General features: G+C 63.9%; 25 protein-coding genes and 1 tRNA gene. 15 read left to right on the plus strand and 11 right to left on the minus strand.

Annotation, left to right across the window (positions count from 1 at the left end):
• The 4 genes from pstC to phoU all read left to right on the plus strand — a co-directional run bounded on the left by pstC (position 1) and on the right by phoU (position 3,655).
• On the plus strand, positions 1 to 924 hold the full coding sequence (pstC, locus tag OB905_05975; GenBank protein MCU4925534.1) for a phosphate ABC transporter permease subunit PstC: 924 nt from the start codon (positions 1 to 3) through the stop codon (positions 922 to 924).
• The gene (gene pstA, locus OB905_05980) at positions 921 to 1,856 is read left to right on the plus strand and encodes a phosphate ABC transporter permease PstA (GenBank protein ID MCU4925535.1); all 936 of its coding nucleotides are present in this window, start codon (positions 921 to 923) and stop codon (positions 1,854 to 1,856) included. Before pstC ends, pstA begins: the two co-directional genes overlap by 4 nt.
• 171 nt (positions 1,857 to 2,027) lie before the next feature.
• A complete protein-coding gene (gene pstB, locus OB905_05985; GenBank protein ID MCU4925536.1) occupies positions 2,028 to 2,822 on the plus strand; it encodes a phosphate ABC transporter ATP-binding protein PstB in 795 nt (264 codons plus the stop codon).
• Between the two features lie 161 nt (positions 2,823 to 2,983).
• Positions 2,984 to 3,655, plus strand: a complete 672-nt coding sequence (gene phoU / locus OB905_05990) for a phosphate signaling complex protein PhoU (protein MCU4925537.1) — start codon at positions 2,984 to 2,986, stop codon at positions 3,653 to 3,655.
• A 34-nt stretch (positions 3,656 to 3,689) separates the two neighbouring features.
• Here the strand turns inward: phoU and OB905_05995 are convergent, their stop codons facing one another.
• The 6 genes from OB905_05995 to OB905_06020 all read right to left on the minus strand — a co-directional run bounded on the left by OB905_05995 (position 3,690) and on the right by OB905_06020 (position 10,060).
• Positions 3,690 to 4,412, minus strand: a complete 723-nt coding sequence (locus OB905_05995) for a DUF6517 family protein (GenBank protein ID MCU4925538.1) — start codon at positions 4,410 to 4,412, stop codon at positions 3,690 to 3,692.
• A gap of 91 nt (positions 4,413 to 4,503) precedes the next feature.
• Positions 4,504 to 4,863 carry a hypothetical protein gene (locus tag OB905_06000; GenBank protein MCU4925539.1) on the minus strand — a complete coding sequence of 120 codons (360 nt, stop codon included), beginning with the start codon at positions 4,861 to 4,863 and terminating at the stop codon, positions 4,504 to 4,506.
• 21 nt (positions 4,864 to 4,884) lie between these two features.
• On the minus strand, positions 4,885 to 6,561 hold the full coding sequence (locus OB905_06005) for an FAD-dependent monooxygenase (protein MCU4925540.1): 1,677 nt from the start codon (positions 6,559 to 6,561) through the stop codon (positions 4,885 to 4,887).
• Complete coding sequence (locus tag OB905_06010; protein ID MCU4925541.1) at positions 6,554 to 8,176, minus strand: electron transfer flavoprotein subunit alpha/FixB family protein; 1,623 nt, start codon at positions 8,174 to 8,176, stop codon at positions 6,554 to 6,556. Before OB905_06010 ends, OB905_06005 begins: the two co-directional genes overlap by 8 nt.
• Before the next feature lie 2 nt (positions 8,177 to 8,178).
• Positions 8,179 to 9,042, minus strand: a complete 864-nt coding sequence (locus tag OB905_06015; GenBank protein ID MCU4925542.1) for an electron transfer flavoprotein subunit beta/FixA family protein — start codon at positions 9,040 to 9,042, stop codon at positions 8,179 to 8,181.
• A gap of 160 nt (positions 9,043 to 9,202) precedes the next feature.
• The gene (locus OB905_06020) at positions 9,203 to 10,060 is read right to left on the minus strand and encodes a polymer-forming cytoskeletal protein (GenBank protein MCU4925543.1); all 858 of its coding nucleotides are present in this window, start codon (positions 10,058 to 10,060) and stop codon (positions 9,203 to 9,205) included.
• Positions 10,061 to 10,210: 150 nt separating this feature from the next.
• Here OB905_06020 and OB905_06025 point away from each other — a divergent pair, with 150 nt between their 5' ends.
• Positions 10,211 to 10,408 (plus strand): DUF5800 family protein, encoded by a 198-nt coding sequence (locus tag OB905_06025; GenBank protein MCU4925544.1) that lies wholly within the window; start codon positions 10,211 to 10,213, stop codon positions 10,406 to 10,408.
• Positions 10,409 to 10,442: 34 nt separating this feature from the next.
• Here OB905_06025 and OB905_06030 read toward each other — a convergent pair whose 3' ends face one another.
• Together OB905_06030 and OB905_06035 are read right to left on the minus strand one after the other, a co-directional pair.
• Positions 10,443 to 10,613 carry a hypothetical protein gene (locus OB905_06030; protein ID MCU4925545.1) on the minus strand — a complete coding sequence of 57 codons (171 nt, stop codon included), beginning with the start codon at positions 10,611 to 10,613 and terminating at the stop codon, positions 10,443 to 10,445.
• Between the two features lie 71 nt (positions 10,614 to 10,684).
• On the minus strand, positions 10,685 to 11,167 hold the full coding sequence (locus OB905_06035) for a DUF456 domain-containing protein (GenBank protein ID MCU4925546.1): 483 nt from the start codon (positions 11,165 to 11,167) through the stop codon (positions 10,685 to 10,687).
• A 138-nt stretch (positions 11,168 to 11,305) separates the two neighbouring features.
• Between OB905_06035 and OB905_06040 the strand changes: the two genes are divergently transcribed.
• The gene (locus OB905_06040; GenBank protein ID MCU4925547.1) at positions 11,306 to 12,082 is read left to right on the plus strand and encodes an SDR family NAD(P)-dependent oxidoreductase; all 777 of its coding nucleotides are present in this window, start codon (positions 11,306 to 11,308) and stop codon (positions 12,080 to 12,082) included.
• A gap of 23 nt (positions 12,083 to 12,105) precedes the next feature.
• Here the strand turns inward: OB905_06040 and OB905_06045 are convergent, their stop codons facing one another.
• The gene (locus OB905_06045; protein MCU4925548.1) at positions 12,106 to 14,394 is read right to left on the minus strand and encodes a GNAT family N-acetyltransferase; all 2,289 of its coding nucleotides are present in this window, start codon (positions 14,392 to 14,394) and stop codon (positions 12,106 to 12,108) included.
• A gap of 283 nt (positions 14,395 to 14,677) precedes the next feature.
• Here OB905_06045 and rpl7ae point away from each other — a divergent pair, with 283 nt between their 5' ends.
• The 6 genes from rpl7ae (at position 14,678) to OB905_06075 (ending at position 17,400) form a co-directional block, all read left to right on the plus strand.
• Positions 14,678 to 15,040 (plus strand): 50S ribosomal protein L7Ae, encoded by a 363-nt coding sequence (gene rpl7ae, locus OB905_06050; protein ID MCU4925549.1) that lies wholly within the window; start codon positions 14,678 to 14,680, stop codon positions 15,038 to 15,040.
• A gap of 11 nt (positions 15,041 to 15,051) precedes the next feature.
• Positions 15,052 to 15,276 (plus strand): 30S ribosomal protein S28e, encoded by a 225-nt coding sequence (locus OB905_06055; GenBank protein ID MCU4925550.1) that lies wholly within the window; start codon positions 15,052 to 15,054, stop codon positions 15,274 to 15,276.
• Positions 15,276 to 15,617 carry a 50S ribosomal protein L24e gene (locus tag OB905_06060; GenBank protein ID MCU4925551.1) on the plus strand — a complete coding sequence of 114 codons (342 nt, stop codon included), beginning with the start codon at positions 15,276 to 15,278 and terminating at the stop codon, positions 15,615 to 15,617. The genes OB905_06055 and OB905_06060 overlap by 1 nt, the downstream gene beginning before the upstream one ends.
• Positions 15,614 to 16,078, plus strand: coding sequence for a nucleoside-diphosphate kinase (ndk, locus tag OB905_06065; protein ID MCU4925552.1), 465 nt, complete (start codon positions 15,614 to 15,616; stop codon positions 16,076 to 16,078). Before OB905_06060 ends, ndk begins: the two co-directional genes overlap by 4 nt.
• A gap of 151 nt (positions 16,079 to 16,229) precedes the next feature.
• The gene (locus tag OB905_06070) at positions 16,230 to 16,622 is read left to right on the plus strand and encodes a hypothetical protein (protein MCU4925553.1); all 393 of its coding nucleotides are present in this window, start codon (positions 16,230 to 16,232) and stop codon (positions 16,620 to 16,622) included.
• A 175-nt stretch (positions 16,623 to 16,797) separates the two neighbouring features.
• On the plus strand, positions 16,798 to 17,400 hold the full coding sequence (locus OB905_06075) for a superoxide dismutase (GenBank protein ID MCU4925554.1): 603 nt from the start codon (positions 16,798 to 16,800) through the stop codon (positions 17,398 to 17,400).
• A 63-nt stretch (positions 17,401 to 17,463) separates the two neighbouring features.
• Here OB905_06075 and OB905_06080 read toward each other — a convergent pair whose 3' ends face one another.
• Positions 17,464 to 18,723, minus strand: a complete 1,260-nt coding sequence (locus OB905_06080; GenBank protein MCU4925555.1) for a transposase — start codon at positions 18,721 to 18,723, stop codon at positions 17,464 to 17,466.
• Positions 18,724 to 18,908: 185 nt separating this feature from the next.
• On the opposite strand from OB905_06080, the gene OB905_06085 reads away from it, so the two are divergent.
• Positions 18,909 to 19,175, plus strand: a complete 267-nt coding sequence (locus OB905_06085; protein MCU4925556.1) for a DUF5827 family protein — start codon at positions 18,909 to 18,911, stop codon at positions 19,173 to 19,175.
• Between the two features lie 41 nt (positions 19,176 to 19,216).
• Here the strand turns inward: OB905_06085 and OB905_06090 are convergent, their stop codons facing one another.
• Positions 19,217 to 19,795: an MBL fold metallo-hydrolase gene (locus OB905_06090; protein MCU4925557.1), complete on the minus strand. Its 579-nt coding sequence runs from the start codon at positions 19,793 to 19,795 to the stop codon at positions 19,217 to 19,219.
• Positions 19,796 to 19,958: 163 nt separating this feature from the next.
• On the opposite strand from OB905_06090, the gene OB905_06095 reads away from it, so the two are divergent.
• Both OB905_06095 and OB905_06100 read left to right on the plus strand, forming a co-directional pair.
• Positions 19,959 to 21,068 carry a hypothetical protein gene (locus OB905_06095; protein MCU4925558.1) on the plus strand — a complete coding sequence of 370 codons (1,110 nt, stop codon included), beginning with the start codon at positions 19,959 to 19,961 and terminating at the stop codon, positions 21,066 to 21,068.
• A gap of 78 nt (positions 21,069 to 21,146) precedes the next feature.
• Positions 21,147 to 21,221, plus strand: a tRNA-Glu gene (locus OB905_06100).
• Positions 21,222 to 21,522: the final 301 nt, after the last annotated feature.

Below are 21,522 nucleotides of genomic sequence, written 5' to 3' on the forward strand. Positions count from 1 at the left end.
ATGAGCACGGAACCGATCGATTTGAGCCGAGACACCAACAGTGTCGGCAGCGTCGTCGACAGGGCCGCGAAGTGGATCTTCTTCTCGTGTGCGCTCGTCACCGTCCTGACGACCCTCGCGATCATCCTGGTGTTAGTCGACGGCGCAATCGACTTCTTCGCGCACGTTTCGATCGTCGAGTACCTGACCACGACCGAGTGGAACCCCCGCGCCGCCGAGAACCCGAGCTTCGGCGTGTTGCCGCTGGTCTGGGGGACTCTCGTCATCACTGTCGGCTCGGCGCTGATCGCCATCCCAGTCGGCACGCTGACGGCGATCTACCTCTCCGAGTACGCCGACGAGCGCGTCCGACGGACGATCAAACCGACGCTCGAGGTCCTCGCGGGAATCCCGACGATCGTCTACGGCTTCTTCGCGCTCTCGTTTATTACGCCGATTATCCAGTACTTCCACCCGGGCGTGGGAACGTTCAACGCCCTCTCGGGAGCGATCGTCGTCGGCGTCATGATCATCCCGATGGTGTCGTCGATCTCCGAGGACGCGATGAGCTCGGTGCCGGACTCGCTTCGGAACGCCGCCTACGGACTCGGCGCGACGAAGTTCGAGGTCTCGACCCAGGTCGTCCTGCCCGCGTCGCTGTCGGGTATTCTCGCCGCCTACATCCTCGCGATCTCGCGGGCGATCGGCGAGACGATGGCCGTCACCCTCGCTGTCGGAATGTTGCCCCAGATCACCGCCAGTCCCTTTGCTGAGATGCAGACGATGACGGCGTACATGGTCGAGATCGGGACCGGTGACGCCTCCGTCGGCTCCGTCGGCTACATGAGCCTGTTTGCAATCGGGCTCACGCTGTTCCTGATGACGTTCACGATGAACGTCGGGAGCATGTGGGTTCAGTCACGCTACCGGGAGGAGTACCAATGAGCGCGGAAACCGCAGACGACGGCTTCGCGGTCGACGATGCCTCGATCCGCCGGATGCGTCTCTACGGTCGCATCTTCCTCGGTCTCTGTATCGCGGCGACGATGGTCGGAATCGTCGCACTCGTCGCACTGGTGTACGACGTGGTCGCCGAGGCCTGGGGCTGGCTCACCTGGGAGTTCCTGACCCACCCGCCGTCGTATCTGGTCGAACACTACAATCCGTCGAACTACGGGGACCTACCGACGGGGCCGGGCGGAATCTACCCGGCGCTCGTGGGGTCGATCTACCTCATCGTCCTCACCGCGATCTTCACGCTGGTACTGGGCGTCGGCGCCGCGATCTACCTAGAGGAGTACGCCGCTGAGACGCGGTTCACCCAGTTCATCGAGGCAAACATCGCGAACCTCGCAGGCGTCCCGTCGATCGTCTACGGACTGCTCGGGTTGGCGCTGTTCGTCCGCGCGATCGGTGCGGGGGCGAGCCTGCTCGCGGGCGCGCTGACGCTAACGCTGCTGATCCTGCCGATCGTCATCGTCCAGACCCAGGAGTCCCTGCGGGCGGTGCCGGACTCGATGCGCCGGGCTTCCTACGGTGCGGGCGCGACGAAGTGGCAGACGATCCGAAACGTCGTCCTGCCGGAGGCGATCCCGGGTGTCATGACCGGGATCATCCTCTCGCTGTCCCGCGCGATCGGCGAGACGGCGCCGATCATCATGGTCGGGGCGGCGACGTCGATGTTCGCGCCGCCGAGTATCACAGACCCCACCGGCTCGTTCGCCGCGATGCCGATGCAGATCTTCGAGTGGGCGAAAGCACCGGAAGGTGACTTCCAGCACGTCGCGGCGGCTGGGATCATCGTCCTGCTGAGCGTCCTGTTGCTCATGAACGCGACCGCGATCTACATCCGAAATAAGTACGACCGCCGCGCCTGATTACCAATGACCCGAAAGACACCACCAAACCGAACCACCAACGATCGTCCCACAACAGGTAACTGCCCGGGCCGCGAGGGTTCGACAACGGCCATGCTTCCAGACGGCGGTACGGAGACGGTCCCGCAATCGCAGGCGGTGTCCACAGACGAGTCGGATGCACGCGACTCGATGTGGGACCGAACCGACGAGCCCGACGACAGCACCCGTGTCGACGACGCGGTCATCCAGTCTCGTAATCTCGACGTCTACTACGGCGAGACCCAGGCGCTACAGGGGATCGACATGGACATCCCCGAGACCAAAGTGACCGCCCTGATCGGCCCCTCGGGCTGTGGAAAGTCGACGTTCCTGCGCTCGATCAACCGGATGAACGACCTGATCGACGTCGCCAACGTCGACGGGGAGCTCTTCTTCCATGGCAAGAACGTCTACGACGAGGACGTCGATCCCGTCGCGCTCCGACGGAAGATCGGGATGGTGTTCCAGAAGCCAAACCCGTTCCCAAAGAGTATCTTCGAGAACGTCGCCTACGGGCTGCGCGTCCAGGGCAAAGACGACGACGTCGAGCGGAAGGTTCGACAGGCACTGGATCGGGCAGCGCTGCTCGACGAGGTCGATGGCCGACTCGACGAGTCCGGCCTCGACCTCTCTGGCGGGCAACAACAGCGCCTCTGCATCGCGCGGGCGATCGCCCCCGACCCGGAGGTGTTGCTCATGGACGAACCCGCGAGCGCGCTCGACCCCGTCGCGACCTCCCAGATTGAGGATCTGGTCGAGGAGTTAGCCGAGGAGTACACCGTCGTCATCGTCACCCACAACATGCAGCAAGCGGCCCGCATCTCCGATAAGACCGCAGTCTTCCTCACCGGCGGCGACCTCGTCGAGTTCGACGATACCAACAAGATCTTCAACAACCCAGAGAACCAGCGCGTCGAAGATTACATCACCGGCAAGTTCGGGTGAAGCCAGATCGTCGATTTCGCGATGGAGTTCGGTATGACCAGTTCTCTATGTGTACACCGTTGCTCACCCCAGTCAGCGTGTCGCCTGCCCGTAACGGGACTCGCCTCGCGGAACTAGCCGCGGGCACAAGCTATATCTTCGCCCGGCCAGGTCGGTGAAATATGGCCAGAAAATCGTTCGAAGAACAACTCACGGCGCTCCGCGAGGACGTCTGCTACATGGGCGAGGTCGTGATGGAACGGCTTCGCATGGGCCTCGACGCGCTCCAGCGTAAGGACCGCGAACTCGCCCGGGAAGTAATCGAGGGCGACGGCGAGGTCAACCGGATGTACCTCGATCTAGAGCAGCAGTGTGTCGATCTACTCGCCCTCCAACAGCCCGTGGCGAGCGATCTGCGCTTTATCGCCGCCTCGTTCAAGATCATCACGGACCTAGAACGGATCGCAGATCTCGCGGTCAACGTCGGCGAGTACACCTTAGAAGCCGAGCGCGATCGGTTTCCCGACGTCGACGTACAAGCGATGGGCGAACTCACGCTCGTGATGGTCGAAGATGCGATCGACGCCTACGACAGTGAGGACATCGACATGTGTTACGACCTCTCGACGCGCGACGACGACTTAGACGGCTTTGCCGAGCGAGCCAGCGAGATCGTCGTCCGTGATCTGATCGAGCGCGAACTCGAGACCCAAGAGGAAGTCGAATCCCTGTTACAAGACGTCTCGAGGCTCTTGCTGACGATTCGGGATCTAGAGCGTGTCGGCGATCACGCCGTGAATATCGCGGCTCGAACGCTCTACATGGTCGAAAGCGACGACGAACTTATCTACTGAGCGTCGAACCTAACGCTTGGCCACAACTCTCGTGCTATCCGACAATTCCGAGGACGCCGTCGGTCTCGCCATCGTCGGCTGACGAGTTGTGCTCCTCATCGGTCGTCGCGTCCTCGTGAGCGTCTTCGTCGACACCAGCCATCAACTCGAGAATGAGGGGCTCTTCCTGCGAGCGGAGTTGTCGCGGGTAGACGCCGATCGTCACGAGCAGATCGTCGTCGGTCTGGACGGCCTCGCTGACGTGTAGGTACACCTGGAGGCTCTGTCCCTCGAACACCGCGTCCGCGGTGAACCGGGTCTGCGTCGTCGATTGATCGAGAATCTCGACGGTATCGGATGTATCTTCTTCGACGTTTCCGATCTCGTCGTAGTTATCCTCGACGAGTTCGATCAGTTCTGCCGCAGACATATCCTCGACAGGGTTGAAATTCCGGCCGAGGAGCCCGATCTGGGGTGTCGTGAGGACCATGAACATCGCACCGCGTGCCTCTCCGAGTATTCCCATATCGATCGTCTTCTCGTGTTCGGTCACGTAGTTCGTCGCGCTCACTTCTGAGGAGAGCGGGCCGGCGCCAACGTCTCGGTCGACGACGACATCGTCGATGCCCGTCTGTCGGTAGCCGGTCTCGTCACGAGCCTGGACATCGACGCCAGCAGGTGACGCCTCGTGCTCGTCCATGCCGACGAGTCCGAGACAACCGGCCAGACCAGCCAGTCCGGCGGCCCCACACCCCGCGAGGAGACTCCGTCGATTCATTGAGGAAGAAATTGACCGTCGGTTCATATGAGTTTGTTGGCTGCCGGAAGAAGCGTGAGAACGAACTGTCAGCACAACCTAGCGACGTGGCTCAGGATCGGTCAGGGACGCGGGTCAACAGCTGTGCCGTATCGAAGACGTTCCGGGTCTCGACGAGGACGGTCGCGGCCTCCCTGAGGGTGAACTCGGCGTCGATCGACGAGCCGTGACACCGCACATATAACTCGAGCCACCCGTTCATCGCACCGCGGAGTGCGTCGAGTTCAGCCGACGAAAACGGAACCAGCCGCCCGCCGGTCCGGGCTTCGACGTAGAGCCAGACGGCGGGTCCGACTCCCTCACGGAGGTACGTATCGGCGGCGGTGGGCGTCGCCGTCTCGGGATCGAACGTCTCGCGGTCACGCTGAGCGCGGCGGGCCAGTGCCGCGATCTGGGAGCCGTAGCAGTTCATGGATTCGCGGCTACCGGCCCGTCACCCCTCGCGGTACTCGACGCCCTTGCCGCCGCGGGGGTGTTCCCACTCGGTCTCGGCGACGATCGCGCAGGTGCCACACTCGATGCAGGGCTGGGTGTCCAAGCTAACGACGGTCTCTTCCGTGCCGTTAGTCGAGACGGTCTCTGCCCGATAGCAGCCGCCGCCGAAGTCCTCGGCGCTGACGGGGCAGGCGGCGACGGCCGCCCCGCTGGCTTCGACGGAGTCCTCAACGAGTCGGATGTGGGGGTTCCCGACGTCTGTATCGTACGTGAGGTCTCCGATCCGTTCCTCGAGGGAGGGGGGTTCGACCTCGTTCTCCCAGTGGATTGTCCGGCCGTGTTGCTCGCCGATCACCGCCGGGAGTGTGACGTAGCCGGTCTGTGCGTCCGGCAGCATCGAGACGAGAAACGGCGAGTTGTACGCCCGACGAAGCAGCCGCTTCGAGAGCGGATTGCCGACCGCGAGGCCGCCGACTCGTGACTCGAGGACCGTATCAACCGCCCTCGTGACGAGGTCGCGCTCGCCGACGGTCTTTGCGAGGTCGTACCGTCGCGGCCGGAGTTTCGCCATCGTCCCAGAGTCCTCGAGAGACGCCGCGTACTGGCGCCCTGCGGCCTCGGGATCGGTGTTGCCGCGGGTGCTCGCGAAGGCGTCGGCCGCGAGCGCGCCCGCGGTCACGGCGTGGTTCATCCCCTTGATGATCGGCCCCTGGGCCTGCATCTGGCCAGCGGCGTCGCCAACGAGGACGAGCCGATCCCGGTAGGGCTCGCGGTGGGCGACCTTCTTCGAGTCCGGGACGAGCTTCGCGGCGTACTCGCGCTCGTCGTACTCGCCGCGGAACCACTGGGCGAGCAAGGGGTGAGTGAGCAGGGCGTCGAGCAGCTCGTGCGGTTCGGCCTCCTGCTCGACGAGACTATCCAGGTGGAAGACGGTCCCGACCGACAGACTGTCCTCGTTCGTATAGAGGAAGCCGCCGCCCCGAACGTCGGAGAAGAGATCGCCCGAGAAGAGATGGGCGACGCCCTGGTCGGAGTCGACGTCGAAGCGCTCTTCGATCGCCTCGGGATCCATCTCGACGGTCGCTTTGACGCCCTGGAACCACTCGTCTGGTTCCTCCCAATTCATCAGGCCGGCGTCGCGGGCGAGTTCGGAGTTGACCCCGTCGGCCGCGACGATCAGATCGGCCGTGATCGGGTCGAGTTCGTCGCAAGTCACGCCGACGATCTCACCGTTTTCTCTGAGCAGGCCGTTGACCCGCACCTCGGTGAGGACGCCCCCGCCCGTCTCGCTGGTTTTCTCGTGGACGCGCTTCTCGAGCCAGGAGTCCATCTGCCGGCGGAGGACGGCGTCGCACCAGTCGGTGTCGTGTTCGTGGAGATCGGTCAGATCGTACGTTTTGACCGTGTTTCCGGCGACGTTGTGGATGTAGTAGTCGGTGACGGGGCGCTCTGCGGCCACCTCGCGGAAGTCGGGAAAGAGGTCGTCGATCGCGTACGGCGCCGACTCCTCGGCGTAGATCAGGCCGCCAGAGACGTTCTTCGAGCCGGCCTCGACGCCGCGCTCTAAGACGAGCGTCTCGACGCCGTGGTCTGCCAGGCGGGCCGCCGCCGCGGCCCCGCCGGGACCACAGCCGACGACGATCGCCTCGTAGTGCTCGTAGCCGCCATCAGTCATCGTCACCACCCCCGTCGGCGGCGGCTTCGAGCTGTAACTCGCCGGATTCGACGGCCGCCGTCAGCTGCGGAAGGACCTCGAAGAGGTCGCCCTTGAGGAAGTAGTCGGAGACGTCCCGGATGCGGGCGTCGGGATCGGTGTTGATCGAGACGATGGTGTCGGACTGGTCCATACCGACCTTGTGCTGGACCGCGCCGGAGACGCCCGCGGCGATGTAGAGATCGGGTGCGACGACCTGGCCCGTCTCGCCGATCTGGCGTTCCTCCTTCGAGTACTGTTCGACGTGGCCCTCGAACTGGTAGGCAGAGGTGACGATCCCTCGGGTGATGCCGAGCGCCGAATCGTCGAAGGCGTCGACGAGGTCGAGGCCGAGTTCCATCCCGAGCGTGGGGTCGTCGGCGATGCCCCGACCCAGACAGACGACGACGTCGTGGCCAGTCAGGTCGACGCCCGCTTCTAGGGTGTCGTACTCCTCAATCTCGACGGCGAACCACTCGTCGTCGAGTTCCATGTCGTGTTCGACGACGAGCCCCTCGCGGTCGGGGTCCGGATCGGGGACGTCGAACGTTCCCGGAATGACGGAGGCCCCCTGCGGGTGGAAGTCCCGGTCGGGGTTGTCGAGACAGAGGATCGTCGAATACTCGAAGCCCGAGAAGTCGGGTCGCTTCATGTGGAGGACGCGCTCGAACGTCTTTTTGACGCCGGGTTCGCCCGTCTTGACCGGGTTCGAGGCCTCTTCTTCCTGGATGAAGAGGTCAGAACAGTCCGAAGCGAGCCCGGAGTCGAGTTCGGCCTGGACCATCGCGGAGAGGTCCCGACCGTTGTTCGTCGCCGGGAAGAGCACGTACCGGGGCTCGTCGTACTCGCGCCAGTCGGTGCTCTCGACGGTTCCCTCACCGCGGGCCATGTGGGCCGCGATCTGCGTGTAGGGCGTGTGGGTGAACCGCTCGAGGCGGTCGTCCTCGTGGAAGACCGCGACGTCGGCGCCGTAGGCGATCGCCTCCTCGGCGAGGTCAGCGCAGTCGTCGCCGACGACGAACGCGACGACGCGCTCTTCGTCACCGTAATCCGCCTCGTACTGATCCATCAGCTCGCGGGCCTTCCCGAGCATCTCCTTCGAGACGTCGAGCAGTTCGCCCTGCTGGGTCTCACAGAAGACCCACATATCCTCGTAGTCACCCCCGACGAGCGCGCGAACGTGGCGCTTGTCCCGCGTCTCGGCCATCTCCTCGTCGATCGCTTCGATCGCTTCGTCGGGTGTATCGGCGTCGGATTCTTCGCTCCCAGCTTCGTCCGCCTCGGGTTCGTCACCCTCGGCGTCGTCGCCGATAGTTTCAGCTGTCTCCTCGTACTCGCCTTCGGTCTCGTCGTCGGACACGGTGCTGGCGTCCGTGGCCTCGTCGTCGGTTTCAACCTCGGTCTCCTCGCCCTCGGCGCCGGCGTCGTCTTGCGCGCCGACCGAATCGAGGCGACGATTGATTGCCTCGCGAGCCGTCTTCCGGTCCTTGCCGGCACGTTCGGCCTCGAGGACGGCAGTGAGTTCGTCGACGTCGTCGATCGTGTCCAGTTCCTCGGTCAGTTCGGGAACTGTGTGTTCCTCGGGGTCGATACCCACAGTTAGTCACCTCCCGCAAACGGCGTCAGTTCGTCGACGACGGTGCCCAGGCCCTCGGGATCGTCGGGGTCGATCATCGTTGCTTCGCGCTCGGCCGGCGCCTTGGGAATCGGATCGACCGAGGAGACGATCGTCGGCGAGCCGTCGAGACCGATGTAGTCGGGATCGAGGTCGAGGTCCTCGTGGTCCCACTCCGTCAGGTACTCGTCGTGTTCGGCTGCCCGGGCCTGTGTCTCTGCGCGAAGTTGCTTGTGCGTCAGTCGGTGAGAGGCCTTCCGATAGGTCGGGGCGAACTCCGGATCTGCGATGACCATACACGGCAGGGGCGCCTCGACGGTCTCGATTTCGTCGACGTCGCCCTCGACCAGCCGCTTGGCCCGCAACACCCGCTCCTCGAGATCGATGTCTAGCGCGAGGACGTGCGTGACGATAGGCCACTCGAGCCCCCAGCAGGTCTGGGGGCCGGTGTGGCCGGTCTCGCCATCCGCCGTTTTGAAGCCGGCGAAAACGAGGTCGACGTCGGCGACCTCGTCTTGATACTTCTCGACTGCCGAACAGAGCGTGATCGCGGTCGCCCAGGTGTCCGAGGCGGCGAACTCGCGGTCGGAGAGGAGATAGCTGTCGTCTGTGTAGACCGAGGCCATCGCCTCCTCTAAGACGCTCGTGTAGGATGGTGGACCCATACACATCCCGCTGACGTGGCCGCCGTGGCGGACCTTCGTCTGGAGGGCGGCCTCCAGCGCAAAGGCGTCGTTCGGATTCATCACCGTCGGCGTCTTGCCCCGCTCTAAGTGGCCGTCCTCGTCGAAGGAGACGGCACCCTCCGAGAAGTCCGGCACGCCCTTGGTCAGGACGAGAGATCGCATCGGTCCCTCCGGTCTCGCATCGTGTGTGTGTCTCCCATGCTCACCTCATCCATCGTAGGTGTTCCTCTTAAGGATGAGGGGTGTTTCACACGGTTGAAAATGAGGATCTGGGCGACCTCACGCGATGGTGGACTCGGCGTGCACTCGTCCCGTGACCGTCTCACTCCCGCTCGCGTTCGGTCGTCCCCATCGTGATCTCGCCGGTCGCCCGGATCGAGCCGTCGATCTCGACGTCCGGGTGGAGGTCGAGATCGCGACAGGAGACGTCGCCGAGTACGCGGGCGCTCTCGCGGACCGTCACGTCGCCGTCACGGGTGGTCAGGTCGCCGTGAATCCGCGTTCGCTCACCGACCGTCACGTCGCCGCGGGCTCGGAGACTGCCGAAGACGTTCGAGTCGGCGCCGACGTCGATCGTCTCCGCACGGACGTTGCCGTGGAGGCGACACTCGCTGCCGATTCGGGCCGGCGTCGAGACGCGCCAGGCGTCGTCGCCGACCGTCGCGTTGCCCGGAATCACGAGCGGTTCGACGGGCGGCTCCTCGCCCTCGTCGTCGACGAGTTCGGAGACGAGCCGCTGGGCGGCGTCTTCCTCACCGAGCAACAGGAGATGTTTGAGGTAGACGAACAGGAAGACGATCGTTGGCATCGGATTTCGAATGACGATCCAGCCGTTGGCCTCGAACCCCTCCTCGATCTCGACGTCGTCGCCGATGTCTAGATCGCCGGCGACCTTGAGTTGGCCGTCGACGGTGACCCGTTCGCCGACGTACGCGTCCTCGCCGACGAGCACGTCGCCACCGACCGTACACCACATATCGAGCCGGCAGTCGCCCGCCGCTTCGATGCTTCCGTCGACGTCGACGCTTTCGCCGACGAGCACGTTTCGCCCGCGGATGCCGAAGTCGACGGTCGACCGGGTGCCGACGAGGACGTCGCCGTCGGTCACCAGATCGACCTCTTTGGCTTCGGTTCCGTCGGGAACCACGAGTTCGTCGAGGGGGTCCCTGCTGAACGCCACACTCACAGCCAGTCGACCAGCCCATAAATATATTCACGAGATGTCCGCCGCGCGTCTGACGAATCGATTGGGTCAGTCCCACCGCTGGCGGCTGGTTGGCCCCGGCCCCAACCCGTCCCGTTTTTGTCTGCCAGTCGCATATCCCCGAGCATGACTACACTTGCGTTCGACGAGGAGGGCGTCGACGTCGTCTACGAGGGCACGGAGTTTCGACTCGACAGCGACCTCATCGAGGAGGCGACCGAGAAGTCCTACTACGACGTGACCGACCACGAAGTCCTGAAGATCGTCGCCGAGCAGCCGAACCTGCAGGGCGAACCGCGGCGCGTCGGGGATATTCTGGACTGATAGACAGGTTCGAGCACGCGGCGACCGGTCGCAGTCACTCCCCGCCGAGTAGCCGCTCCGTACTGTCGGGCAGGGGATCGGGAACGACGCCGTCGCGCTGCCCGAGCGTTCGGGCGTGGGGCGCACAGACGAGCCGATTGTCGGCCCACGGCACGTGAAGTTCCACGGCCGCCTCGCGTTCGCAGTCGGCCTCGACACACTCCATGTCGATCGGTACCTCGGCCCATGACCTGAGTGTTTCGGCCGGGCGTGTCGCGGCGTCGCCTCCGGTGTGGCTCAGATGAAGACGGCGACGAGAAAGCCAAGCAGGATTGCGGTCGTCAACAGCACCTGAACCGCCGTCGAGGCCAGTATCCCGAGGGTCGCGTAGAGAGCGGTTCGCGTGCCGCCCGCGACGTCGCCGTGGCGAGCAAATTCGAGCGCGAACACCGTCCCGAACAGCCCGACGAGAAGCCCGAGAGGACCGAGAACGAACATGAGCGCGAGACCCACGACGGCCGCGACGGCAGTCGTTCCCCACGAGGCGCCGCCCGCGCGGGCGGCGATCGCCCCGCCGAGAAACTCCGCGATCAGGGTGAGCACTCCGAGCGTAGTGAGCACCGCGAGCGCGAGCGTTCCCGGCTCGGCGAAGCCGGAACTCCACCAGTAGAGGTAGACGCCCGACAGCGAGAGCAGTCCGCCGGGCACCAGCGGAACGAGCGTGCCGGCGATACCCGCCAATAAGAGACCCACCGCCAGCACCGTTATCGCGTCGACCATATCGGAGGGTTTGTCGGCGGGTCCAAAACCGTGTCGTAGCGCAGTGGAGCGGTGCGTGATCGACGCCAGACTGCGAGGCGCGAACGCACACTCGCCGGCTCCCGCAGGATTAGGTGTTGGGAGACCGAGCGTACGGTTATGAGCGAGCCACGCGGGGCGATCGTCATCGGCGCCTCCTCCGGAATCGGCGAGGCGCTCGCGCGGGAACTCGCCGCCGAGGGGTATCGAGTCGGACTGGCGGCCCGGCGGACCGAGCGCCTGAAATCGATCGGCGAGGAACTGCCGACGAAGGCGTACGTGGCGACGATGGACGTGACCGACGCCGAGACCGCCCGCGAGCGCTTTTTCGGGTTGGCCGAGGCGATGGGGCGGGTAGAGCTGGTCGTGATCAGCGCCGGGATCGGCCGGGTCAACCGCGAGTTGGAGTGGGAGCGCCAGCGTCAGGTTATCGAGACGAACGTGACGGGGTTTGCGGCGCTCGCGAGCGCCGCGGTGGCGTACTTCGAGGAGCGGGCAGGCGCGGGGGGAGAGGCGAGCGACGGACACGAGTCCAGTACCGAGGCGCCGGCCGGCCACCTCGTCGGCATCTCGTCGATCGCCGCCCACGTCGGCATCGGCGCCCTCCCAGCCTACGGCGCCTCGAAGGCGTTCGTCTCGAACTATCTAGAAGGGCTGCGGTATCGGCAATCGGGACGGGGCGCGGACGTGACGATCACCACCGTCGAGCCGGGCTACGTCGATACGCGGCTCTCGGTGGGGGAGTTCTGGCGAGCCTCACCCGAATCGACGGCGAAACAGATCGCACGCGCGATCCGGAGAGAGCGCCGCCACGTTTACGTCACCCGGCGTTGGCGGCTGGTTGCGTGGTGGCTGAAGGCGATGCCTGAGCGCGTCTTACAGTGGCTGCTTCGGTGAGGATGAGCCAGTCCAGCTCGAATCTATCCCCCATTGAATCGCTCGCGAACCGCAGCGGCCGCCTCGCCGCCGTACCGATCGACCAGCGGGGCGAACGCGTCGCCGAGCGCCCGCATGCACTGCCCGACGGAGTGATAGCCAAGCTCGTCAGCGACGGACTCGACGTCCCGTGCCTGGAGCACCCGACGGACGAGCAGCCGCTCCTCACGGCCGGAGAGGTCGAGATCCGACGGCTGCGCGACGAAGTACCGGACCGCGAGGCGTCGGAAGGGGCCAGGGTCGACGTCGAAGAGACCGGGGCCGTAGGCGGCGCCGGCGACCAGGCGCCACTCGTGAGCAGAGAGGTCGGGATCGGGGACTGCGTCGGCGTCGACGCTTTTCAAAGCAGCGCGAAGGACGTCGGGCGCTACCTCTGCGAGGGTATCCGAGCAGACAGCGGGGATACGCCGCGCGAACCGGGCGGCGTGACCAGTGGCGAGTTCGTGGCCGGCGTCGCTCGTGGGAAGGAGCACGATCGCGGAGTGTTCGCCGCTCGTGTCGTTTCGCGTCGTCGAGAGATGGACGGCGCCGTAGCCGTTTTCCGCCCAGAAGGCGAGCAGTCCGGGCGTCGCACCGAAGCCGGCACCGAGCCAGTCGATCTGCCGTTCGAACTCGCTTCGAACGCGCTCGAGCAGGTGCGAGCCGAGCCCCCGCGAGCGGGCGGCGTGGTGGACCGCGATGCGGACGACGCGCAGCCCCGAGGGGTCGCCCGCGGACTCGTCTCGCAGCTGGCTCGTGAGGATATCGGGGATCATGTTTCCGGGAATGCGCTGGCCCTCGTAGATGGTCGCTTGCGTCTCCGCAGAGAGCCCACCCTCGCGGGCGAGCAGGGCGACGCCGACGACGTGGCCGTCGAAGACGAGCGCCCGGGCTGTCAGATTTGGTGCGTCGAGCAGACGGGCCAGGTCGTTGGGCTCGGTCCGATAGTGAGCGAGCACCAGCAGGCCGAACGCTTCGCGAAGCAGGCGCTCGTCCGAACGGAGCGTCTCGGGGTCGAGTGCACGATACGTGACTGTCTCCGGAGTCGCCGCCGCGACCAGCGGTTCGACCGGCGGCCGTGCGTCCAGACAGAGCGCCCGGAACGCCCAGACCTCCACGGGGTCACCCGCGGCGTACCGGATCGGTTCGACCAGTCGGCGCTCGATCACCTCGTGGTCGCTCTCTGCGAGCCGATCTCGAAACCGGACCGAGAAGCCGCGACCGGCACCCTCGTAGCCGTGGATCGTCGTCGCGAAGGCGACGCGGTCGGCGGCGAGAAGCGCCTCCAGCCGAGCGACGGGGAGCGCGGCGGCCTCGTCGACAATCAGGACGTCAACGTTCTCGCAGCTGTCGACAGCGTCTGTGGGTGACCGATAGCTAATCTGGCCGCCGGCGCGCGTGTGGATCTGCCGGTCGTCGTCTGCCGGGTGGCTAGTCTCGGATACCGGCTCGTCTGTGCCCTCAGTCAGCTCTCTGGCGCGGGCGAACAGTTCCTCAGCGTTGCGGAAGGCGGGCGCTGTGACGAGAACATCCGCGCCAGAGCGAGCGAGTGCCCCCGCGGCCAGCCCCGCTGCACTCGACTTGCCGCGGCCGCGGTCAGCCTCCAGAACGACAGCACGCTCGCCGTCGTCGAGCAGTGACTCGAAGGCGGCGACAGCCGCGGCCTGATCGTCGGTTCGACAGCGTTCGTACGTCGCGTCCAGAAACCGGCGCTCGCCGGGTGGCTGCGGTGAAGGAGCTGCCGGCGAGGAAGCCTCGATCCGCGGAGCCGGATCGGTCAGCCCGTCGTCGAGGATTCGGCCGGCGTCGACGTCGACGATCGCGATGCCGCGGTGGGTCCGCAGAAGGGTGACCAGACGGCGGGTGAACCGGCCGGTGACGTCCGAGAGGGAGAACGGCGGCACCGCCAGGGACTCGGCGAAGGCGCCGGGGCGCTCGGGCCAGGAGTCGAGTGGGGGGGCCAAGAGAACGAGCAGGCCGCCGCCGTCGACGGCGCCGACGGCCGCCCCCAGCGCGTTCGGCTGGAGGCCGCGGTGGGCGTCGACGACGACGATTTCGCGGGTGGTTCCCAGGAGTTCGCCGGCGCGGGATTGGGGTAGCTGCTCGCATCGAAGTCGATCGTCCGGGCCGAGGAGTGTGGTGGCCGTGATCGGGACCGAGAGCGCGTCGAGGACGTCAGCAAGTGTCTCGTACCCACTCGCGCGCTCGCCCGAGAGAACGAGGAGCCGGCGCTCGTTCGTTTCGGCCGCCTCTGTGGCGAGGCGGTGTGCGAGTGCGACGACGTCGGCGGTCATACCGGAACGCTCGGTGACGGAGGGTAATAGACACCAGCGGTCGATCGTCCGCAACCCGCGTGCGGAGCCATCGCACGCCCTCGAGCGTTTGAACACGCTTTTAAGGGGGGCTACGCTACTGAGGTGTACACCCTATGCGGGGTTGATGATGCTCCTAGCCCCACAGGACTTTCGCCGGATCGTCCGGCCCGGGGATCGTGGTGGCGTCGTCGACGCCACCCGGACCCAGCCCCCGGACGGCAGGGGAGCGAGAGCCCACGCGTAGGAGACAGGTGAACAACCAATGGCAGTTTACGTAACTACAGAGATCCCAGCCGACCTCGCCGACGACGCCCTCGAGGCGCTCGAGGTCGCACGAGACACAGGCAGTGTAAAGAAAGGAACCAACGAGACGACCAAGGCCATCGAGCGCGGCAACGCCGACCTCGTTTACGTCGCCGAAGACGTCACGCCCGAGGAGATCGTGATGCACCTCCCCGAGCTGGCAGACGAGAAAGGCATTCCTGTCGTCTTCGTCGAGACCCAGGACGACGTCGGCCACGCTGCCGGCCTCGAAGTCGGCTCCGCCGCCGCGGCGATCGTCGACGCCGGCGAGGCCGACGACGACGTCGAAGATATCGCCGCGAAGGTCGAGGACCTCGACTGAGGTGATCAGAGATGAGCGCTGAAGAGGGAGAAAGCGGCTCTACGCCCGCCGAGGTCATCGAGATCGTCGGCAAGACCGGCATGCACGGTGAAGCCATGCAGGTCAAATGCCGGATCAAGGAGGGCGAGAATCAGGGACGAATCATCACCCGAAACTGCCTCGGGCCGGTCCGCGAGGGGGACATCCTCCAGCTGCGCGAGACCGCCCGCGAGGCCGACTCCATCGGAGGACAATAATGGTCGAGAAGCGAACCTGCGACTACACCGGCGAAGAGATCGAGCCCGGCACGGGCATCATGTACGTTCGCAACGACGGCACCGTACTCCACTTCGTCGACTCGAAGGCGGAGAAAAACTACAAGCTCGGCCGCGAGCCCCGCGATCTGGAGTGGACCGCGGAAGGACGCGCCGGGAAAGGTCCCGTCCAAGACGAGGTCGCAGCCGACGAGGAGGCTGACCAGGACGAGGACGTCGAAGCCGAAGCGGACGTCACCGAGGACGACTCCGAGGATGTCCCCGCTGACGACGAGTCCGTCGACGAGACGGAAGCCGAGGCTGACGACGAGGACGAGGAATGAGCGACCACGAGCGAACCTTCGTGATGGTCAAGCCCGACGCCTTCGCGCGTGGGTTAGTCGGCGAGGTCGTCTCCCGACTCGAAGAGCGTGGCCTCAAGCTGGTCGGCATCAAGGTGCTCAACATGCCCGAAGCGCGGGCCAAAGAGCACTACGCCGAACACGAGGAGAAGCCGTTTTTCGACGGCCTGATCGACTTTATCACCTCGGGCCCGGTCGTCCCGATGGTCTGGGAAGGCCAGGACGCAACTCGACAGGTCCGCCAGATGATCGGCGCGACCGATCCACTCGAGGCCGCCCCCGGAACGATCCGTGGTGACTACGCGCTCGACCTCGGTCGAAACGTCGTTCACGCAGCCGACCACGAGGACGAGGGCGCAAACGAGCGAGAGATTGCGATTCACTTCGACGAGGACGAGTTGATCGACTACGATCAACACGACGTCGAGTGGCTCTACGAGTAGCGCCGTTTCGGTTTCGACCGTACTACGTTCTCCGGGTAATATCACTGAGTAAAGACATGTGTGTATCTAGGACGCCGTAACATCTAATGTGGGGGCTGTAGTAGTCGGCGTTGGTGGTTTCGAATGGTAACGTTCGGTAGGTGGTCCGGGGATGGGTGAAAGCGAACGGGGGTCAGCAGCCGTCGCGACCGGCACGGCGCCGTCGCTCGACGAAGTGTTCGACGTACTCTCTGAGCAGCGCCGGCGGTACGCACTGTACGAGCTCTGGATGCGCGAGCCAGGAGTTGCAACGGTAACGGAACTAACAGAGCGGGTCCTCGCGCTCGAGAACCGCGCTGACGAGAGCGAGGCGTACCAGCGTACCGTCAGAACGACCCTCCAGCACAGCCATTTGCCGAAGCTCGAAGACGCCGGCGTGGTAGAACACGACGCCCGAAGCGAGACGGTCCGGTACTGGCGGCAGCCGTCGGTCGAGGAGTGGCTCGAGCACGCATACCACAAGGAGTTCTCCCGGCGGCAGCGAGCCGAGTTCGGATACGAGTAATCAAACAGCGCCAACTCGACCAGCCCTTCACACCCAATTGCTGAAAGGTTTAACACGATACCCGTCGTGGCTTGGTCGGAGGGGTGGCGAACTGCCCACGAGAGTGGGACGTGATATCGTTTCACTCCTCAAAACTTAACAGGAGAGCGGACAATACACAGAATACAGCACCACTATGACTGATCACGAACTCCCACCGCTGCCGTACGACTACGATGCACTGGAACCGTCGATCTCCGAACAGGTCGTCACCTGGCACCACGATACCCACCACCAGGGATACGTAAACGGCCTCAACAGCGCCGAGGAGACCTTAGCAGAGAACCGCGAGTCGGGCGAGTTTGGCTCGACCGCTGGCGCACTCGGAAGCGTCACCCACAACGGCTGTGGACACTATCTCCACACGCTGTTCTGGGAGAATATGTCTCCCGACGGCGGCGGCGAGCCTGAGGGCGACCTCGCCGACCGCATCGAGGAGGACTTCGGCTCCTACGAGGGCTGGAAGGGCGAGTTCGAGGCCGCAGCGAGCGCCGCCGGCGGCTGGGCCCTGCTCGTCTACGACCCCGTCGCGAAGCAGCTTCGCAACCTGGCTGTCGACAAACACGACCAGGGTGCCCTCTGGGGCGCCCACCCGATCCTGGCGTTAGACGTCTGGGAGCACTCGTACTACTACGACTACGGTCCCGACCGCGGCGAGTTCGTCGACAACTTCTTCGACGTGGTCAACTGGGACTCCGTCGCAGAAGAGTACGGGAAGTGCCTCGACCACTTCGAGTGAACTACCCCACACCTACTCAGCCGCTGGTGCGGCTTCGTTGAGGGTAGCGTGAGACCGAAGGCCTCACGGACCATGCGAACGGGCGCTTCGCGCCCGTGAGCAGATGGGGCTTCCTGTTTCTATGACGCGCTTTGCAGACACCGAATGGGTGTCCGTAGGGAGCGCAGTCTCCACAGGCGTGTCTTCGGGCCATCCCAGCCCTAGTTCAGAAAAGCCGCGCTGCAAGACGTTCATCGCCGCATTCGCGTCCCGGTCACACTCGAACCCACATGACGGACACGAGTGTTCTCTGACCCAGATCGGTTTCGCTGTTTCCACACCGCACGACGCGCACTCCTTCGTCGTCCCAGCGGCTTCCACCTGAACGACGTGACAGCCGTACAACTCTGCCTTATATTTGAGGAGGGAGATGAACTGTCGCCACGCCGCGTCCTGCTTGTTGCGAGCGTTGTGTGACTGCTCCAACATCCCCTTCACATCCAAGTCCTCGACGAATACGGCGTCGTATTCGCGGACGAGCCACGTCGTCAACTTGTGCTGGTAGTCCAACACCTTCCGGCGGATGTGTCGCTTGACCTTCGCCACGTTTCGGCGTTGCTTCTCGTAGTTGTTCGACCCTTGCTCTTTCCGCGACAACCTGCGTTGTTCACGTCGGAGGCGGGCGTATTCGTTTTCGAGGTTGAGCCAGTCCACGATCTTGCCGTCACTAGTGTGGATGTAGTTCAGAATGCCGAGATCAACACCGACGCTGTTGGTCGTGTCGAGCGAATCTACGTCAGGCTTCTCGGGTAGATCGGCTTCACCGGTTTCGAGGCCGAAGGAAACGAACCACTCACCGGTTGTCTCTTTCTTGACCGTCACTTCTTTGATGTCGGCTTCGTCGGGGATGTCGCGGTGGTAACGGATCGGGATGTCGCCAATTTTGGAAAGCCAGAGCGTCGCGCGTCGACCACTCGTGTTTTTGAGTTCGAAGCCAGACTGCGAGTACGTCATACTCTGGAATTCCGTTGGTGACTTCCACTTGAGCCTCCCGACTGTACGTCCGTTTTGTTTCTGCTCGGAGAGTCCGTCGAGGTTCTGGTAGAACCGGGTGACGGTTCGTTGCAGAGCCTTCGAATTAACTTCCAAGAAGACGGGGAACTCGTCTTTCCAGTCGGGGAGTCGGTAGTGGTGTTTGTACGCGGAACCAATCTCATCGGCGTCTACGTTCTCGTACTCGTACAGGGTGTAGTTGTACGCTTGGCGATGAATGTCGATGTGATGTTGCAGTTCAACCGCTACCTCTTGTGTCGGGTATGCAGAGTAGCGGTGACTGTACTCCATCGCGATCTCTCGATTAGAGATGTGTTCGCTTAATGGTTTGTACTACCGTGCAGGGATTCAACCCCTCCCTGCTCGCTCCTTGAGGGGGGCATTCTCGCCTCAATTCTGGTAAACCACGTTTTTTCGTCGGCGATAGTCGATCTCGGATAGAACGATTTACCCGCCTCTCTACCGTAGCGTGGCGCATGCCCGTTCCCAAATCCGAGTTCGAGAGCCTCCCACCCTGTGACTTCTACACGCCAGATGAGTTGCTCGAGAACGAACAGATGTACACCGTCTACGAGATCGCCAGGCTGCTCCAGGGGCTCGACCCGGATGCCGAGATCGATCAGGAGACCGAGGATATCCTGCTCGACTGGGCGATTCCGTGGATTATGACCAACGCCGACGATCTCGTGGTCGCCGAACCGCGAACCGACGATGAGCCCGGCTTCTACGGACTCCGGGAGTGATCAACGGGCTACGGACGCGGCGTCGAGAGCTCTCGTGGCAGTCACTCGTTTAACGCAATCCGCGTGGCGAGTTCGACGTGGTCGTGAGGGCGATCGGTGACGCTCTCTCCGTGCCCGGTGTGGAGCTCCGAGAGATCCTCGTCGACGGCGTCTAAGAGGTCGTGGAGGCTAAGCACCAGTTCCTCTCGGTCGCCGCCAGGAAGATCGGTTCGGCCGTAGCTGCCGTTCGCAAAGAGCAGGTCGCCCGAAAAGAGGATTCCCGGCCCCTGTGCGTAGAAACAGAGGTGATCCTCCTTGTGTCCCGGCGTGTGCATCGCCCGGTACTCGTGGTCACCGAGCTGGACGCGCTCGTCGTCTTCGATCGCGTGATCGACGCCGTCGACCGAGGGGTCCTGGCCCCAGGCGTCGACGCCGAACGCCGATTTGACGGCATCGAGATTCCCGACGTGATCGCGGTGTGTATGCGTGAGGACGACTGCATCGATGTCGTCGACGTGTTTCTCGATGGCAGCGACCGCGTCGAAGTTCGCACCCGTATCGACCACAACGGTGCGCTCGCCGGTCACGAGGAAGGCGTTGCTCGTAAAGGCGTGAACGTCGGCTGCGAGATTCGTAATCACACGAGTCCGTACGGTCGGCGTCGGTTTGTGTATGTCGACACGGTCGAAACTGTACGCAACCGATCAACACCGATGCTGGCCGGAACACCGCTAGTTCTCGTCAGTAGACACGGGACCGCCGGATACCCAACGATTTTTAGGGTTGGCATCTATTCATCGCTGAATGCGACGGTGGGTGCTCGTCGGACTCCTCGTGGTGCTCCTGGTAGCTGCCGGCTACGGTGGGGTCGCAGGTGGAGCCAGTGGTGAAATGGGGTCAACAAGCGACGCCAGCAACGAGGCAGGTAGCATCGCAGTTGTTCAAGACGAGAGCAACGAACAGGAGTTCGATCGGACGCAGTTCGACGTCACGGTACACGAGAACGACAGTGCGACCTGGACGTTCCGCTACGAACAGTCACTCGACGACGGCGAGATCGACGCGTTCGAATCGTTCGCAGCCGAGTTCGAAGACGAGGAGATGGCCCGCTACGATCGGTTCGTCGAGCAAGCAGAGGGGTTGACCCAGACCGGAGCCGAACGAACCGACCGGGAGATGGAGGCGACCAGTTTTAGCCGAAGTGCGGGGGTCGAATACGGCACCGTGACCACCGGCGTCGTCGAAATGACGTTCGTGTGGGAGGGGTTCGCCGTCACCGAGGATGACACCGTCGTCGTCGGAGACGCGTTCGGTCGGTGGTTTCTCGACAGCGATCAGCACCTCATCGTTCGTCCGGGCGACGGACTGGCGTTCGACACCGTCTCGCCGGATGGCGAGTACAGCACCGTCTCGATCGGAAACGCCAACTCGGTGACGTGGACCGGAGAACAGGAGTTCATCGACGGCGAGCCACGGATCGTCTTCGAGCAAGAGGGTGGCGAACGCGCAAGTTGGCTCGCCAGCACCGACGTCGGGCTGTGGCAGCTAACTGCCATACTGGGCGTCGGTGCGGTACTGGCTACTGTGTTCATCTGGTGGCGCCACAGAGCGGAAGCCACAGAGCACGACGACAAAGCTGAAGACGCAGAGACATCGGCGACTCGGTCGCCGCTGCCGGAGGACGAACTCGTGACCGACGAGGACATCGTCGTCAACATTATCCGCGAGAACGGTGGGCGGATGAAACAGGTCGACATCGTCGCAGAGACCGACTGGTCGAAATCGAAGGTGAGCATGCTCCTCTCGGAGATGGAAGAGGAGGGAACGATCAGCAAGCTTCGGGTCGGCCGCGAGAACATCATCAGTCTCGACGGCTACGAACCCGAAGCGACGAAGTCGCCGTTCGAGGAGTAATCGAGGTGTGTCACGTCGAGGCAGTACCGCGTCGAAACGGAATCCTTAAACAACACTGCGCGCTACGATAAATCGTACGCTCCGATAGTGTAGTCCGGCCAATCATATTGCCCTCTCACGGCAATGACCAGGGTTCGAATCCCTGTCGGAGCATTCTACTGCAAACAATTCGCGAGCAGTAGCTGTGACTCGCAGGATTCGTATCAGGGAGTGACGCGAGCCAAGCGAGCAAAACGCCCGTGGTTCGAATCCCTGTCGGAGCATCCTACTGCGAACAACGCAAAATCGCTAGCCACAGCGGTGATACGGCGAACTCATCGGAGAGCAAGTAGTTCTATCCAGCGGTAGCCGGATTCCGGTCGGCGCCGTCACTTCGGTCGCGAACGTGTGAAAAAAGAGATGTTTTCATCACTGATCCGACGACAGACGTGCGTCAGACATGCCACAACGCTTA

This window comes from Halobacteria archaeon AArc-dxtr1, from assembly GCA_025517425.1.
GTDB lineage: Archaea > Halobacteriota > Halobacteria > Halobacteriales > Natrialbaceae > Halostagnicola.